Source organism: Chitinophaga jiangningensis (assembly GCF_900142605.1).
GTDB lineage: Bacteria > Bacteroidota > Bacteroidia > Chitinophagales > Chitinophagaceae > Chitinophaga > Chitinophaga jiangningensis.
The window spans coordinates 114,781-132,457 of the sequence record NZ_FRBL01000005.1 but is presented as its reverse complement, the minus strand read 5'-3'; the positions used below and the strand labels follow the sequence as shown (position 1 = coordinate 132,457).

Here is a 17,677-nt window from a genome sequence, read left to right as displayed (position 1 = left end):
TAAAGCCCACACGCAGTAACCAAGTATTGTATAATCCTAAGAAATGTACCAGCATGAAAAATCCAGCAAACAGAGAAGCCGGTCTTGAGTTTACACGTCAGTTTACCAAGGCGGGGAAGAGCCCTTATGAGCAGTTTGAATATGACTTTCGGTCTTCTGTTATCAGGAACCCCGGTGGTGATATTGTATTTGAAATGAATAATGTGGAGGTTCCGGCCGGATGGTCGCAGATAGCCACGGATATTCTTGCCCAGAAATATTTCAGGAAGGCGGGGGTGCCCCAGCCCGATGGTAGTCTTGGCAGGGAGACTTCCGTGAAGCAGGTAGTGCACCGGATGGCTAACTGCTGGCGCGTATGGGGTGAAAAGTACGGGTACTTTGCATCTCCCCGGGATGCCCAGGTATTTTATGATGAACTGGTGTATTGTATGCTCAATCAGGGTTGCGTCCCTAATTCGCCGCAATGGTTTAATACCGGCTTACATGAGAGTTATGGTATAAAAGGTAAGCCACAGGGTCACTATTATGTGGAGCAAAATACGGGTAAACTGGAGCAATCCACTTCCGCATATGAACGTCCGCAGCCGCATGCCTGCTTCATTCTCAGTGTTTCCGATGACCTGGTAAATGACGGGGGGATCATGGATTTGTGGATGCGGGAAGCCCGGATTTTTAAATATGGTTCCGGCGTAGGTACCAACTTTTCGCAGATTCGCGGAGAGGGCGAAAAGCTCAGTGGTGGTGGTACCAGTAGCGGGTTAATGAGCTTTCTCAAAATCGGCGACCGCGCTGCGGGGGCGATAAAGTCAGGCGGTACCACACGCCGCGCTGCTAAAATGGTGTGCCTGGACCTGGATCACCCGGAAATCATGGACTTCATCAACTGGAAAGTAGAAGAAGAAAAGAAAGTGGGTGCACTGATTGCGGCAGGTTATTCTTCCGACTATGAAGGAGAAGCTTACCGTACTGTTTCCGGTCAGAACTCCAATAACTCTGTTAGAATTCCTAATGAATTTTTTCGCCGGCTGGAAGAGGATACCGACTGGGATCTTATGAGTCGCACTACCGGCAAACCGGTGAAATCGGTGAAGGCCCGCGAGCTGTGGGACCAGATTGCCTATGCCGCCTGGCGTTGCGCTGATCCCGGTACGCAATACGATACGACAATCAACGAATGGCATACCTGTCCGCAGGGAGGGCGCATCAATGCATCCAATCCCTGCTCTGAATATATGTTTCTGGATAATACCGCGTGTAACCTGGCATCGGTAAACCTGCGCCGCTTTTACGATGAGGGCAGCAATTTATTTGATGTGAGCGGGTTTGAGTATACCGTGCGGTTATGGACGGTGGTGCTGGAGATATCAGTGCTGATGGCGCAGTTTCCGTCAAAAGAAGTAGCGCAGTTAAGCTACGATTATCGTACGTTGGGCCTGGGGTATGCCAACCTGGGTTCCATGCTGATGGTAAGTGGTATTGCGTACGACAGTGAGGAGGCACGTGGTATAGCGGGGGCCATCACTGCGATTATGACGGGTATTGCGTATAAAACCTCCGCGGAGATGGCGGCGCACCTGGGAGCGTTTGCAAAATATGAGGAAAACAGGGCGGACATGATGCGTGTGATGCGTAATCACCGTGCGGCTGCTTATGATGCTGTGGAAGCCTATGAAGGACTTGAAATAAGGCCCAAAGGTATCAATGCCCTCTATTGTCCGGATTACCTGCTGAAAGCAGCCACCAAGGCCTGGGATGAAGCGGTTAAGTTGGGAGAGATTTATGGGTATCGTAATGCGCAGGCTACCGTTATTGCGCCAACCGGCACTATCGGGTTGGTGATGGATTGTGATACTACCGGTGTGGAACCTGATTTTGCTCTTGTTAAATTTAAGAAGTTATCAGGTGGTGGATATTTTAAGATTATAAATCAGTCTATTCCTTCTGCGCTGGAGCACCTGGGGTATGCCTCTGCTGAAATCAAGGCTATTGTGGATTATGCAAAGGGCACCGGTTCATTTGCGGGCGCTCCTTACATCAACCATCAAACGCTTTCTGAGAAAGGATTTATAGCCGAGGAGCTGAAGAAGCTGGATAATGCGGTCATCTCCTCTTTTGATATATCTTTTGTATTCAATGTGCATACATTGGGAGAAGAATGTTTACAAAGGTTAGGTTTCAAGCCCGAGGAATATTTTAACCTGGAGTTCAGTTTACTCCATGCGTTAGGCTTTAGCGACGAGGAAATTGAGGCGGCCAATGATTATGTATGTGGTACGATGACGGTGGAAGGAGCGCCATATCTGAAAGCGGAGCATTTGCCGATATTTGACTGTGCGAATAAATGTGGAAAAATCGGGAAGAGATATATACATCCGCACGGGCATATCCGTATGATGGCGGCGGCACAACCGTTTATATCGGGGGCTATTTCCAAAACCATCAATTTACCGCACGAGGCGGAGGTAGCGGATATTGCGGATTCCTATATGCTAAGCTGGCAGCTGGGGCTGAAAGCCTGTGCTTTATACAGGGACGGCAGTAAATTAAGTCAGCCGCTGAGCAATAAAACTGATAAAAAGAAGAAGGGGGATGCGCCGGTGGCAGAAGGATCACAGATGATCAACCTGGATCAGCTGAGTATTGATGAGTTGCTGGAGGAGGTGAATAAGCGGATGCTGGCTAGTAAGGATACCACCCTAAAACGTCAGTTATCCCGCATTGTGGAGCGTAAAACTTTGCCTACCAAGCGGAGTGGGTTTACGCAGAAGGCGAATGTGGGTGGGCAAACGATTTTTGTGCGTACCGGGGAGTACAATGATGGTACGCTGGGTGAGATTTTCGTGGACCTGGCGAAGGAGGGCTCTACCTTGCGCAGTTTAATGAACTGCTTTGCCATAGCGGTTTCCATTGGCTTGCAGTATGGGGTGCCGCTGGAGGAATTTGTGGACAAGTTTGTGTTTACGCGCTTTGAGCCGGCGGGTATGGTGGATCATCCGAATATCAAATCAGCAACATCTTTAATTGATTATATATTCCGTGTTTTAGGATATGAATATTTGGGCCGGACTGACCTGGTGCATGTGCTGGATGGTCCGGGAAATACAGGAGAGGATGACGAGGAGGAGTTACCTGCTGCGGGGCCGCAATTATCGAGTATACGGGTGACTGCGGCGGCGTCGCAGCCGGCGTCTCCCCAAAAGCCTGTAAAGCAGGCTGTGACTGCGGTACACAAAGGTGAAAATAGTACGCAAGATTACCTGCGGAGTATGCAGAGTGATGCGCCTGCGTGTAATACCTGTGGTCATATTACGGTGAGGTCAGGAACCTGTTATAAATGCCTGAATTGCGGTAACAGCATGGGTTGTAGCTGATTCAATGTTGTAACTCTTGTTAACGATATGTTATTGTGCCTCTAAAATTTCAAAGAAAAATAACATGCACTTACCTTTGTATTCAAATAGGGTTTTCATAGGATAGTAACAAATTGAGGGCGCTTTTCTAGGCGCCCTTTTATTTTTTTATAGAACACCTGTTTTTGGGGAATTACCCCACTCCTACTTTCACATTTATATCCACTGGTTATCGGGTCCGATGACCGGGTTTTAATTTTCATTTTAAAATCAGGCTTTTTTTTCGCTAAATCGAAAAATGAACGGCCTATTTTTCTTTTTCGTCAATATTTGGCGTTTATGTACCGTCATGATATAATTTTTATATATTTGTTATTGTATTAATTTTTATTATGGTTACTGTCCTATGAAAAACCAAATATTCCTACACCGCGTGAATCTTCACGCACTGTAAATGACTCTCGAAAGCAATGGTTCGCCCATTGCTTTTGTTTTTATATGAAAATGTGTGTTTTTCCGACTTTTTGCCCAATTTTCCCGAAAAAATTTTAACATAACTTAATCCCAAAATAAATTGTATTTTTAAGTCCGTAAATTTTGCGCCTTATGAAGAAGCTGTTGTTTATGCTGTTGGTAATTTTGGCCGCAGCCGCATCAGCAAATGCCAACACTGGGTTTAAAGACGGAGGCAACAATGGAGATAAAAACGGTGGAGACAACAACGATAACCGCAATAACTCTAAGACCGTCAACAATAACAAACCACTCCGGGTAGAAGAATTTGTTTTATTGTTTCCCAGGGCTGATGCTCCTGAACGGGTAGATGAAGCCGAGTTGGAAAAAGCGATTGTGGATCTGTACAAATGGTACCTTCAGAATGAAAGTAAAGTGAATGCCGGCGACTTTTTAAAGTCGAGCGGTAAGGAGCTGCTGTTTCCATTCAAGGTGGATCCTAAGGTGCTGCAACAATATTTTCTCTTCGTAAAAAAGAACTTTCCTGGCTTCAGTGAGGATGACCTCAGTAATGTGAAGCGCTCACGTAAAAAAGAAGCAGTTACTGTACGTGATGATATGGATAACCCTTTATCTATTTCAGTTAACAGATAAACCTGGTGGCATTCGGTAATGCATGTAGAATTTAATTACAATAAGGGCGAGGTGTTGAGTGCATTACGGTACCATTTTATGCATCGTGGCGAAATCAAGGTTTTTCGCAACACCATTATCATCTTTCTGCTGGCAACTTTCGCCGGCTATTTCTTCAGCTTAGTTACAATCGGCGCCTTAACAGGCATTACCATCATGATCCTGGTGCTCACCTGGATATTCTGGTACCTGCTGCCGGTATCTATTTATAATCGTGCTGCTACTTTCAAAGACGATATCCGTCTGAAATTTGGCGACGACGGTATGCTCATCTCTACCGGTGGCTCCTACCATGAGCGCACCATCAGCTGGAATAAATTTTCTAAAGTAGTAGATACCAAGAAATTTATATACCTCTATCGTGATAAGAAAACGTTTTTCTTAATTCCTGCCAGTGCTTTTAATTCGGAAGAGCAGTATGAAGGGTGTGTGAGGTTGCTGAAAGAGAAGATTGAGTAGTTTTTCTGCAGGCCGGGGTTCTTTCGGCTGATTCATTTTCCTGAGTTTTTTTAGCGATTTGCAGATGATGCCTTCGGCATCATCTGAGGGAGGTCCGCGCTGCGCGCGGAGGGCGCTTTATTTTCTGTTATAGCGTTAAAAAGGGAGTCGCCGCAGGTGACTCCCTTTTTAACTCAGAGTTTAAAATTATGAAAAACCGCAAAGTGTAGGATGTGATTCATCGTTTTTGCGCCTGAATTCACCTGTACCAGCTGGTTCATATAACCGATATCCACCCGCAGATCTGGCTTGAACTGGTAGCCGATGGCTGCCAGGAAACGGTTTTGATCAAAAAAGATATTATTGATCTCATTTCCCCAAAGGTTCAGGAAAATTTCTTCCTGGAGTGCTACATACGGCGTAGCAGGTTTTTTCCTGAAAGGCAGGACGGTACGGTTAAAGTACCTGGTTCTGTTGCCGTATTTCCAGTCGTCCACGGGTTTGTAAGGTGCAGTGGCATTGGGCTGTCCTACCCAGCGTTGCTCCAGGCGGAAGCGGTGTGTCATATCCAGCCTGGGGGCTTTGTAGATGTACTGCTGGTAGATGCGGTGCTCCGGCAGCCAGGAGTCGGCCGTACCATTGTAAGTAGGCACATAGGCATACCCCAGCAGGATATGGTGCTGTTTGTTCAGCGAATACTGTAATCCGCCACGGATCAGCAGCTGGCCTTTGTCGCTGAAACCATCACGGAGGCGAAGTTGAACATCAAAAGGAATGGCAAATTTACTGTTGAGCTTAGCGGTACCAAAATACGTATACCAGTTCTGATAAGCATGTGTCATGTCCTGTGCAGTGGCGGTTTGGCATAAAAATGCCACCATCAGCAGGCACGAAATTTTTCTAATCATGGCTTCTAATGAATATAGGTTGGGGCTAAAGATAAATCATAGCTGCCTTTCAGAAAAGCGGGAGTAGATAAATGGTAAAAAAGAGAAACGCCCGGAGCAGCTGTGAGCTGCATCCGGGCGCCGTTGATTGTAGTTGTGTTAGTTATTAGTTGTTTAGTATTTATTATACCAGAGTTGCGTTCCTTTTTTATCACCACCGATCGCCTGCGCAGCTGTTGTATAGTTTTCCGCGTTTTGCGTGGTTTCTGATACCAGGTAGGTGAGGCGGAAAGGTACCATGGTTACGCTTGGATCAACAGAGCCGGATACCGGTTTGATGAACAGTGCTGCGCCGCCAGGTTTGGCAAAATGCAGCCTGGTACGTTCAAACCATGCCTGGAAGCCTTGTGGATAAAGCGACAACCATTTCTGCGTACCTATCACATTGCGCCAGTCGGACGCATTATAAGGTACGCGGGTGAGGTAGTCGTTAATAGCAGCATCGCTGATATCCGCTTTGGCGAGTAAGCGCCAGTAGTCGATGGATGCTCTCACACCGTTTTCGTAGTGCGTTTTAGCATCGCCTACATTCCAGCCTCTTGCTGCCGCTTCTGCCAGGATGAATTCCACTTCGGAATAAGTCATCAGGATACCCGGCATGGTAGCACTATACACCTGTGTGCCGGGGAAGGAATATTCATTCGGTGTTAAACGTCCGGGATCAGAGCTGGAAGTGCCGTATGGCATGCCTTTGATGGTATCTGAATTCCTGGCAGGACGTGCAAAAATGTTCAGTCGCGGATCGTTTACGCTCTTCATATAATCCGTTAAGGTGGATGTTACGAAGAACTCGCTGATCTCTCTTTCTGAGTCGTTGTACGGAAATTTGTTTGGCGCAGCATTCAGATACGTAAACTGAGCATTATCGATGTTTCCGGTAAATGCATCTTTATAATGCTTTTCGATGATTTGCTGTGCCAGTTGTGGATTAGCGTCGGCCATGCGGATAGCGAGGCGGAGCAACAGGGAGTGTCCCAGTTTTTTCCACAGCCCTACTTTACCATTATAAATGATATCTCCTGAATTGAAGCTGCTCTGTGATTCATCGAGTATGGTCAGTTGTTGTTCGACTGAATCTACCAGTGATTTATAAATCGTTTGTGCGTCATCGTATGCTGGTGTAATATCCGTAGTGATATTGAATGCCGCTGAATAAGGCACATTACCATAAGTATCGGCCAGTATCTGGAAGAGCCAGGCTTTCATGATCATGGCGATGGCGTTCTGGTTAGGTACGCCTGTTTTGTCGGTTTTGGAATTATTTTGTTTGATCAGGTCGTCCAGGTTGTGGAGTGACTGACTATACAACGTATTCCATAAGGCCGCGTTATTACCTTCATCCAGCTGGAACTGTGCATCGTTGGTGCGTGAGTTACCCGTCCAGAACTGTGCATACTCCATGGCGATATATCCGTTTTGGAGGCCGCTGTACAAGATGTCCATTGCCGTTTTCTGTGCACCGGTGAGCAGGTATTGCGGCTGTGTGGTGGTGGGTTTGGTGGGATCACGATTCATTTCGTCCAGTTTTTTACAGCCGGAGAAAATCATCGCGCTTACTACCAAAGCTATGCTGCTATACTTAAAAAGCTTGTTCATCATCTTCACAAAAATTTAGAATGAAACATTCAGGTTAACACCGAGTGATCTGAGAGAAGGTAATGCACCACCTTCAATACCCTGCACGTTAGAGGAGGAATTGATGATGTTGGATGGATCCACGTTTGGTGCATTAGATTTGATCAGCCACAGGTTACGGCCGTAGAATGACAGACGGGCAGCCTGTGCCTTGATCTTCTTATACCATGCTTCCGGCAGGTTATAACCGATTTTTACTTCACGGAGGTAAATGTAGCTTGCATCATAGAGGTTAGCCTTACTGATTACGTTACCGCCGTTGAAGTTGAAATGATCTTTGGCCGTGATCACTTTCTCATTTGGCTTACCATCTTCCGTAACTCCAGGTACGATGATACCGGTTTCACGAATATTATTTGCGACCGTGCTTTCCAGCAGCCCTGATTTCTCCCCATATAAATTAGTATAGGAGAAGAAGTTGCCGCCTTTCTGGAAATCAACCAGTGCCGACAGGTAAATACCTTTATAGCTGAAGCTGTTGGTTACACCACCAACATAATCCGGATAGGCGTTACCAATAGGTTTGATGGCACTCACTTTATAGTAGCCTGTTGCAGCGTCTACCACTCTGTTACCGTTGCCATCATATACATAGTCCGTGCCCATGATGGTACCCAGCGGCTCTCCTACTTTGGCTACCACAGATACTTTCTGGGTACGTCTGTCCGTACCGATGTTGAGCATTGGCAGCGACAGGTTATACTGTTCCACATCCATGTTCAGCAGTTTGTTTCTGTTGCGGGCTACGTTAGCATTGATATCCCAGCGGAATCCGTTTTTAAGGCGGATTGGGTTGAGGTTCACGCCTACTTCTATACCTCTGTTCTGCACGCTACCACCGTTTACGAAAGTGCTGGTGTAGCCGGTTGCAGCAGGTACCTGCAATGGCAGCAGCTGATCTTTGGTGGTTTTGTCGTAGTAGGTAAAGTCAACGCCTATACGATTATCGAGGAACTTGAGTTCGATACCTGTTTCAAATTCTGTAGTACGTTCAGGTTTGAGGTCCAGGTTATTTTTAGTGGGATTGAAAGTGTTGATTGGGTTGCTACCAAATGGCTGTACGAACTGGTAGGTATCGTACAGGCGGTAGGGATCAGCATCGTTACCAACGGCGGCCACACTACCTCTCAGTTTACCAAAGCTAAGCCAGGTCCAGTCTTTCAGCAGATCGGAGAACACGAACGACAGGGAAGTTGACGGATAGAAATACTGGTTATTTCCTTTTAGCAGCGTGGAGCTCCAGTCGCTACGGCCGGTCAGGTCCAGGAACAGGAAGTTCTTGTAGCCGAGGTTAGCGGTGGCGAATGCGGAGTTGATTTGTTTTTCGAAGTAATCATCGATTGGAGTGGCTGGCGCCACGCTGTTGGCGAGATTATATACGCCAGGTGTGATCAGTCCGCCATTGGTAGAACCGCCTGTGGTAGTCCATTTGCGGTGCATGACGTTACCACCTACGGTAGCGTTGAGCATGAAGTCCTCACCCAATTCTTTATGTGCATTAGCGGTTACTTCGTAGTTCATTTCTCTTGAGGTGCGGATACGTTTGATATATCCACCTACTACGTAGTCTTTCGCGGTTCTTTCTTCTTCGAGTTGATTATAGTCATCGATGTATACGCGGCCGCGGAGGGTGAGCCATTTGGTGGCGTCGAGGTCGAGGCCGGCATAACCGAACATACGGTTACGGCTATCCGTTTCGTAGTCCATATAGCGGTTCCAGTAAGGGCCGTTGCTGGAAGACATGGTATCGTTGTTCCATGCACGGCGGTTCCAGGTCATTTGTGAACCATCAGGATACTGGTAGATTTTTTCTTTATCCAGTTCCAGCTGGCGTTGGCCGTACATGGTAAACTGGAGGGTGGGGTTAGGGCCTGTAAAGCCTGTACCCGGGCGGCCTTTCGCCTGCAGCGAGCTATAGTTTACTGCAGCAGTAGCGGTGAGGCCTTTTGCCAGTTTATAGTTACCGTTGAAGGAGAGGTTATTACGTTTGAGTGTAGAATTAGGCAGTACAAATTTCTGGTCCATGTTACCGTAAGAGAGGCGGAAAGCGCCTTTATCGTTAGCGCCGCTCATGGCGATATTGTTGGTGATGGTAACGCCGGTTTTATAAAAGTCCTTTACGTTGTTAGGCTGTGCCACCCAGGGAGTAGTTTGGCCGAAGAAAGGATTGTTTTTGTCTTTGCCCCATGACCAGTAAGGGCGGATGATCTGGCCTTGCAGCTTGGGACCCCAAGATTGGTCTTCGTAGTACTGTGGCATGAGATCATAGCGGCCTTTACCGTTGTTGTCGTCATAGGTTGCGCTTTGTTCGTTGAGGAATCCTTCCGGATGTTGATTATAGTATAGCGTATCGAATAAGCCGTTACCGCCACCGCCGTAGGTGTTTTGGTATTTAGGCAGTACGTATACCTGGTCCATCTGTGCGTTGAGGGAATAGGTAACGCCGATACCACCTTCTGCATCCGGGCGTTTTTTGGTAGAGAGCAGGAGTACACCATTCGCTCCGCGGCTGCCATAGAGGGCTGTAGCGGCGGCGCCTTTGAGTACGGAGATGTTATCGATATCTTCCGGGTTGATGTCCTGCAGGGGGCTACCATAGTCATAACCACCGCCACCATTGAGCTGGCCGCCCTGGTTGGTGTTGGTATTCATGATAGGAATGCCGTCGACCACGAAGAAGGCGTTATTATCACCGAGGATAGATTTAACCCCGCGGATAGTGATTTTAGAGGAGCCTCCCATAGAGCCGGTGTTGGTATTAACCTGCAGGCCGGGTACTTTACCGCTGAGGGCATTTACGAAGTTAACTTCTTTTGCTTCCTGTACGGCATTGCCGGTTACTTCAGACATGGCGAAACCTACGCTGCGTGGGTTCTTTTTGATACCGAGGGCGGTTACTACTACTTCGTTGAGTACTTTTTTTCCTGCACTGGCGGGTGTCAGTTGTATATTGATTTCACCGCGTTTGGTTACAGGGATGGTTTGTTCAGCAAAGGTAGGAGCACTAACAAGGATGGTGTCGTTGATGCCGGCTTTGATGGAGTAAGTACCAGCGGGGGTAGACTGAGCTACGGCGCCGGATTTCTTATTCTTGATCATCGCACCGGGAATGGCAGTGCCTGCATCATCTTTGATGGTGCCTATCAGATTGAATTTGTTTACTTCTTCCTTAGCTGTTTTTTCGTCCGGAGGAAGGATTAGTCCGGTATCCTGCTTAGGTTGCTGAGTTGTGCCGGAGTCCTTTACGGGAGCGGTTTTGCTGGTGTCTTTCGCTGGTGCGGACGTATCCTTTACGGGTTTTACAGGAGTAGTATCAGCGGCTGGTTTTACGACTACGGGGGTAGTGGTATCCTTTTGCTGCCGGATATGCAGGTACCCATGCGGGAGTGTGTATGCGCTGCTGGAGGTATAGCAGAAAAGGGCATAGCACAGCCCCAACCAGGCTAGTACTTGGCTTCTCATTGTATAATGCACGATTTGGTTACAAATTTTTTTGACACTAAGGATAACCTTAGCTGCCTACAGTTATATTGGCATTTGATCTATCAATATAACTATACAATCAAGTGGCCCTTGACAATGGGTTTAAGGGCAAAAAAAATTAAATCAGGTTTTTCCGCATTTCAAAGTGAGGTATGCCTACTTCTGTAAATTCTTGTCCAATGCGTGTGTAGCCAAGTTTCTGATAGAAGCCGGTGGCTTCTTGTCGTGCATGCATCATTAATACTTTAAAACCATCGTTGCGTGCAAGATCTTCGGCGTAGGAGATGATATCGCTGCCGATACCTTTTCTCTGAACATTGGAGGCTACAGCCATCTGGCGGAGTTGCACCACATCTTCTTCTTCGTAAGGAGTGAGTATGCAACAACCTACGATGGATGTTGAATCGTTATCAGTGTAGAAAGCGCCAATCAGTACATCATTGATTTCCTGTTGCAGATAATCTTCCGAGAATGTTAATCCCAGTGGTTTCCGTAATATTTCATCACGTAAGGCTACCATGTTGTGGTAGTCGCAGCTACCGTACTCGATTATACGAAAATTCAGCATGAGCAATAGTCAGGATGATTAAATGCATGGTATTTCTCTGCAATTGATTACGTTATGCATGATTCCCTCTGCAAACGATTGTTTACAAATAGCCTGCCAACAGATTTATATGCCAAATGTGTTGCTTTCGAAAAAGTTGACGATGAGGTGATCTACGGAGCGTACTTCGAGGAGTTCGTCCTGAATGGTGAGTGCGTTGGGATGCGTATCGGTACAGATTACCTTTTTGATGATGCCACTGTCTTTAATACGTTGAAAGCCGTTTCCTGCGAAGATGCCGTGGGTCGTGATGACGAAGATTTCGCGGGCGCCGGCGTCGCGGTAGGCTTCTGCGGCGTGGATGAGGGAGCCGCCGGTGCGGATCATATCATCGTAGATGATGACGGTTTTATCTTTTACATCAGCGCTGATGGCGGTGATGGCGGTTTCTTCGCCGGAGAGGCGGCGTTTGAACACGAATGCTGCGGGCACGTGCAGGTCGTTAGCGAGGGATTCCACCCATTTGGCGCGACCGGCGTCGGTGCTGGCCAGTACAAAGGGTTTGCCGTCGGCCAGTTCGCGGGCAGCATCTTTAACAAAATCTTTAGCGTACAGGTGGGTGGGGCGCACATTGCTTTCGAAATAGTGTGTAATCCCGTCCACATGTAGGTCAATCATGACCACTTGTGTACCCTGTGCCGTGAGTGGCAGGGAGGAGAACAGGAGGGCTCTGGTTTTGGCCTTTACGATTTCGCCGTATTTCACGGCTCTTTCCATGGTGGAATAGCCGAAATAGGGGATTACGATGGTGATGGAGCAGGCGCCGAGCTGGATGCAGCCGCTGGCGAGATCGTATAATTCCAGGGTTTCTTTATCGTCGATGGTGCCACCTAACAGGATAACTTCGCGGTTTCTTACGTTGGTAAGTATGCGGTGATAGTGTTCGCCATCGGGGAAATCGCGGATATCGAGTTCACCGTTTTCCCATTGTGGAACGGAGATGGCGAGGAGTCTGTCTTTTAGGTATTGATAGTGTTGTGTAGCGAAAATGACTTTCTGGGACATAAAAAATATCACTGGATTATGGTAAAAATAGCTAATAATATGGACAGGTAGGATATTTATACGGTTGAGAATTAATAATTTTGTTAAAGAGCACTGTCGTATTTAGAAAATTTTAAGATTTGGCGCAGGTCATTTTAACGTTTCTTTTGCGGGTGGAAGTTTAATTTTGGTTGATAACGTCGTTCATGATTCGTTTTTACGCATATATCGGAGCATTATTTCTTTTCTTTTTCATCAACCTGCAGGATACGGTCGCACAAGTTAGATTATCTGGTATGGTGGCGGATCAGGATACTAAAGTGGGGATTCCCTTTGTTTCCATTTTAAATAAGCGGGCAATGACCGGTACGCTCAGTACCGAGAATGGTCGTTTTTATATAGAGGCGATGCCCGGGGATACCCTTGAATTCTCCATGGTTAGTTATGCAACAAAAATTATAGTGACGCCGGGCATGAATGCCACCTTTGATGTGTTGATGGAAAAGCGGCTGTATGAGTTGGGTGGTGTAAATGTGCAGGGGAAGAGTCACTATAAGGATTCACTGGCAATGCGGGCTGAATATGACCGTTATTTCAACTACAAGAAGCCGGGGGCTATGGATGTATTAAAAACGTTGCCGGCAAATCCTATCACGGCCCTCACCTACCTGGTGCCCAGTAAAGCGCGTCAGCGGAAAGAGCAGTTTAAAGAGCAGCTGCAATACTGGGAAAAAGAAAAGTTTATTGATTACCGTTATTCGCCGGAAGTGGTGGGTCGTATGACCAAGCTGCAAAGTCCGGAGCTGGACTCGTTTATGTACAAATATCGTCCGAGTTATCAGTTTTTAAATGATGCCTCGGAATACGACCTGTTGCTGTATATCAAGAACAGTTTTGAGCAGTGGAAAAAGGCGAATCCTTCTGTTTCTGTAGATTCTTCCCGTTAATAGATATATTCTACCAGGAAAGGTATGGTGGCGAGTTTAAGTGTGCCGCCATTTTGGAGCTGTACGAGTGAAGTACATGCTATATCTTCTCCATCTACTTCTACAAATGTGCCATAGGTAGATCCTACGTCTACCACCCAATAGTCGTCCTTGATCAGTTTGATCATGCAATGGTTGCGGCTGATGCTATTGTCATTGAAAATACTTTTTCCCATTTTTTCACGGCCGAAGTGAGCGGCGTTAAAAAATTTCAGTTCGAAGTACCGGTTGGTAACTTTATTGGTGAGTCGTATGCCGATGGGTGTTGCGATTTTTTCCATGATAAGTTCATTGATGGGTAAATATCAGGGAAGGGACTGAATGGAGGCAGCAGTGTGGCGGAAGTGGGGATGTTTTGCTTCCCTTTACAGGTGCACGTGAGGCAATATTGGGAGAATCATATATTGCTACATAAATATCTGATAATGTGATTGCTAATTGAATTAATCACAAATTATGGATAGTAAAAAAGATCGAGGTTAAAGTTGTCAAGTCAGATAAAGTACTTTCATTTTAAAATAATTTTTAGTTGAATTGCGTATAGTTTGTTAGCATAAAAAATTGTTGTGTATAGATATCAACCAGGATAATGAAAAGCCATAGCAATATTATGTAACCAGATCGACATCATATTCCCTATTAGTATCACATGGTAAGAAAACTCTTTTATGCTTTTCTTGCATTGTGGCCAGCTACCTATGCGTTGGCCCAACAAAAGAAAGGACCTATGGATCCACATAAGTTTCCTGTAACTGCAAATGCTTTACAAGGAGCTATGTTAGACTCGATTATGAAAAAGCAGCCGACAATTCCCTGGAAGGACTCTGGTATGTTGAGTGCTGCTTTTCAATCTAACTTTCACCGTTTTGTATCACAGAATTATGGCAATGAAGAGTGGACAAAGCTAAAAGGTGCCAATAGCCTGATGCGGGACTCCTCAGCCCTTAAAAAGTATGTGGATACACGTCTGCGTGGACTTTACTCACTGCGGGAAGGCATGGATGCGGGAATATATTTTAAGCAAGGTGCTGTTGCCAACAAATTTGGTGGGGCTCAAGCTGGCGTGATAGTGAATAATGCTCCTGGAAGTGTAATGCCTGTTCAGTTTACAGCTGCAGTGAATGATCAGGTTACGTTGATGAATATTCCTTTTGATCTGAATTACACACAGCTGGCAGGGCAGCCATGGGACTACAGCAGGGCGTTTGGCAGAGGATTAAAGCATATTAATTTCAATAAGGATGTATATATGGAGCGGCTCAGTAAAAGTGTGGGTAAATCCTTTGATGTAGATAAATATTTTCTTAAAGATTTAGATGTTGGTAAGGCTGTCAAAGGCTACCTGCAAAATCAGTTGGATAATATCCGGTCCGCTGTTACACAAATTTCCGGCGATAGTAGTTTAAGGAATTTAATCAGCCCGGAGGAGTTGGTTTACCTGGATTCGGCTCAGATAAAGCAGGTGGTTGCTAATGGGAATACTTCGCTGCCAGATTCCATTACCGGTAGGTATCTGGATAAATTGTATAGCCTGAAGGCACAAATCGCTAAAGATAAGGCGATCCAACGGCTCCTTTCATCTCAACACAAACTGAATAACATCATTACAGCTGATGTAAACAGTCCTGAAAACCAGAAGGAAGCCATCAAATCACTACTACCATTGAATTTTGTTCAAAGATTATTTTTAGAAATGCGTGGCTTACAACTCGGAAACGTAACTGGTGAAGGCCGTGGGCTTACAAAAGATTTATTTATGTCTGGTTTGCAGAGTTCATTGCTATCTAATAACAAATTTGCTATGGTGGGTATTGGTACCAGGAATGATGCGCGTGATATAAAAAATATTGGGTTGAGCAGCAATTTAGATGGAAGTAATTACGCCATGCAATTTCTGCAATTGGGGACTGGAGATATCAACGGTGCGCATACCCATGTAGGGGCATTGAATGCCAACACTAAGCAGCAGCCAAACTCCTTTAATATGCCGGTGTTACCTAAAAATATTTTTGTAGGTGCTGTTTCGGAGCAAATCGATTTCGGAGCCTATGGTACGCTTGCTGCCGAATTGGAAAAATCAAACACCAGCTATAAAAATGTGGCGAATGATAATAGCGGTTTATTAGCATCCAAAGCGGCTGCAGCCGGGATGTTTAATGACTTTATGGAAACGGTTTCCATAGGACTTGATTACAATGGGGAAGTGAAGTCATTATCCATGAACCAGCGGGTTTATGCTAAATTTAGTGGAATGGCTTACAGCAATCCCGGGTCGCCCAGTACTACCAGGGGGGCTATAAAATATGGGTTAAAGATAGATAAGCAATTTCAAAAGAATCGTGTAGCAATAGGCTTTAGGATGGACAGGCAAGATACGCGTATCGCTGCTATGGGGGATTCAAGGTGGAAGAACAGCCAGTATGCGGTGGACTTCCGGATGCGTGTAAAAAAGAACCTTACCTTAACTAGCCGGATCGGGCAATCGATGATGAAGGGAGCGACGGATAGTACGAATACTACTGCTTATGTAAACCGAAATCTGAGTATATCTTCCCTGGTGAGTGGACGGTTGCTGGCAATTCCAACCAGCACCAATATGCTGTTAAGTCTTCAGCAGGTGAATGTAATGCCTGTCAAGAGTGTACTTGTGAACGTTAACCTGAATCATAATTTTATATTAGTCTCCCACTTGTTGTCCTTTAATGTGCTTTATAACAAGGATTTGCGTAATGAGGCGTTGTATGGTAACCTTATCACAGTTGAAACAGCTTACAGTTATCAGCTGGTTAAGTTGTTAAACTGTAGTTCCGGCATTACCTACCTGGATAATAAATCTGTCGTGCAACAGGCCGGGCTGCGGCAAACGGTTTCCGCAGGTTTGACGAAACGGTTGCAGGCCAATTTGTATGTGGATTGCCGTAAAAATCTGTTAAATACAGCACAGAATTACCTGTTTGGAACATTTACTACCTCGCTTGTACTACAATATCAACTGAAATAATATATGCGTAAGATATTTTTTGGAATATGCCTGCTGCTGGTATGTGTACCTGTATTTATGATGGCGCAGGTAACTACCATTTTTATTCCGGAGCTACAGGGACGGACGCTGGACGGACTATTACAAGCAAAGTTCAATAGTACAGCTACGGCCAGGCAGCGGGCATCTGTAACTATTACTGTAACAGCAGCTTCGGTAGGGAAAGTTGTAACGGTTAAGATTCCGGCGTTGGATTTACAGCCAGGTGTGAATGCTTTTCCTGCGGGTATTTTAAATAATGCCAGCCTGCAGTTCGGGGACAATAAAATAGCTACGGTATTGCGACAGGCGGGCTTTTTTGCAGAGGCTGAGTATGAATACTGTTTTGAAGTTACGGATGGAAATGGACATATAGGAGGAATGCCTTTGGGGCAGCAATGCTTTGATTATTCCTTAAAGCCCTTTTCGCCATTGGTGCTGACTAGTCCCATGGATGAGGATAAGATATGCGAAAAACGGCCTAACTTCTTTTGGCAGCCTTTACTACCAGCTATTCCCGGGGTGCAATATCGTTTGATTCTGACCAGTATAAAGCCCGATCAGCGTAAGGCGGAGGCAATTCGTTACAATATGCCGATAATAAACCAATCATTTATAAATGGTCCGATGTTGTACTTCCCTCCTACACTTCCTGAATTAACGGAAGGCCAGAAATACGTATGGCAGGTTACTGCCTACAGGGCTGACATGTTGCTGGCTTCTTCCGAGATGTGGGAGTTTACGGTGAAATGCAAGGACAATAGTGTGGCAGTTACGCCGGAAAGTTACCGGGATATAGATGATCTGGCAAAGGGTAACTTTTATTTATCTAATGGGTATATACGATTTGCGGTCAAAAATATTTATGCCAGCAGTCGGTTACGCTATGAAATAGCCAGCCTCACAACCCCTGATAAGGTTGTTAAACATTTGCCGGTAATAGAATTGCGGAATGGTCAAAATCATATTGAAATTGACCTAACTGAAAACAGATATATGCAGGATGGTGCTTATTACATCATTACTGTTCATTTACCTGATGGATCGCATAAACAATTAAGATTTCTATTTAAAAAATAGCC

General features: G+C 45.7%; 12 protein-coding genes. 6 read left to right on the top strand and 6 right to left on the bottom strand.

Going from position 1 to position 17,677, the window contains the following annotated elements; genetic code table 11:
* The first annotated feature begins 26 nt into the window (after positions 1–26).
* The 3 genes from BUB18_RS13455 to BUB18_RS13445 all read left to right on the top strand — a co-directional run bounded on the left by BUB18_RS13455 (position 27) and on the right by BUB18_RS13445 (position 4,955).
* Entirely contained in the window at positions 27–3,371 is a 3,345-nt protein-coding gene (locus tag BUB18_RS13455) for a vitamin B12-dependent ribonucleotide reductase (protein WP_262487682.1), read from the top strand.
* A gap of 585 nt (positions 3,372–3,956) precedes the next feature.
* Positions 3,957–4,457, top strand: coding sequence for a hypothetical protein (locus BUB18_RS13450; RefSeq protein ID WP_073081679.1), 501 nt, complete (start codon positions 3,957–3,959; stop codon positions 4,455–4,457).
* A gap of 18 nt (positions 4,458–4,475) precedes the next feature.
* Complete coding sequence (locus BUB18_RS13445; protein WP_073081676.1) at positions 4,476–4,955, top strand: YcxB family protein; 480 nt, start codon at positions 4,476–4,478, stop codon at positions 4,953–4,955.
* A gap of 173 nt (positions 4,956–5,128) precedes the next feature.
* Here BUB18_RS13445 and BUB18_RS13440 read toward each other — a convergent pair whose 3' ends face one another.
* The 5 genes from BUB18_RS13440 to BUB18_RS13420 form a co-directional block, all read right to left on the bottom strand.
* Complete coding sequence (locus BUB18_RS13440; protein WP_083549940.1) at positions 5,129–5,842, bottom strand: DUF2490 domain-containing protein; 714 nt, start codon at positions 5,840–5,842, stop codon at positions 5,129–5,131.
* A gap of 153 nt (positions 5,843–5,995) precedes the next feature.
* Positions 5,996–7,480, bottom strand: a complete 1,485-nt coding sequence (locus BUB18_RS13435) for a SusD/RagB family nutrient-binding outer membrane lipoprotein (RefSeq protein WP_073081671.1) — start codon at positions 7,478–7,480, stop codon at positions 5,996–5,998.
* Positions 7,481–7,492: 12 nt separating this feature from the next.
* Positions 7,493–10,978: a SusC/RagA family TonB-linked outer membrane protein gene (locus tag BUB18_RS13430; protein WP_083549936.1), complete on the bottom strand. Its 3,486-nt coding sequence runs from the start codon at positions 10,976–10,978 to the stop codon at positions 7,493–7,495.
* A 139-nt stretch (positions 10,979–11,117) separates the two neighbouring features.
* On the bottom strand, positions 11,118–11,567 hold the full coding sequence (locus tag BUB18_RS13425) for a GNAT family N-acetyltransferase (RefSeq protein ID WP_073081669.1): 450 nt from the start codon (positions 11,565–11,567) through the stop codon (positions 11,118–11,120).
* Positions 11,568–11,672: 105 nt separating this feature from the next.
* Positions 11,673–12,611, bottom strand: a complete 939-nt coding sequence (locus tag BUB18_RS13420) for a ribose-phosphate diphosphokinase (RefSeq protein ID WP_073081667.1) — start codon at positions 12,609–12,611, stop codon at positions 11,673–11,675.
* A 185-nt stretch (positions 12,612–12,796) separates the two neighbouring features.
* On the opposite strand from BUB18_RS13420, the gene BUB18_RS13415 reads away from it, so the two are divergent.
* Positions 12,797–13,537, top strand: a complete 741-nt coding sequence (locus BUB18_RS13415) for a carboxypeptidase-like regulatory domain-containing protein (protein WP_073081665.1) — start codon at positions 12,797–12,799, stop codon at positions 13,535–13,537.
* On the opposite strand, the gene BUB18_RS13410 is transcribed toward BUB18_RS13415, so the two are convergent.
* Positions 13,534–13,857, bottom strand: a complete 324-nt coding sequence (locus tag BUB18_RS13410; RefSeq protein WP_073081663.1) for an FHA domain-containing protein — start codon at positions 13,855–13,857, stop codon at positions 13,534–13,536. The genes BUB18_RS13415 and BUB18_RS13410 overlap by 4 nt on opposite strands.
* Positions 13,858–14,225: 368 nt before the next feature.
* On the opposite strand from BUB18_RS13410, the gene BUB18_RS13405 reads away from it, so the two are divergent.
* Positions 14,226–16,577, top strand: coding sequence for a hypothetical protein (locus tag BUB18_RS13405; protein ID WP_143159945.1), 2,352 nt, complete (start codon positions 14,226–14,228; stop codon positions 16,575–16,577).
* A 57-nt stretch (positions 16,578–16,634) separates the two neighbouring features.
* Positions 16,635–17,675, top strand: coding sequence for a DUF928 domain-containing protein (locus BUB18_RS13400; RefSeq protein ID WP_143159944.1), 1,041 nt, complete (start codon positions 16,635–16,637; stop codon positions 17,673–17,675).
* Positions 17,676–17,677: the final 2 nt, after the last annotated feature.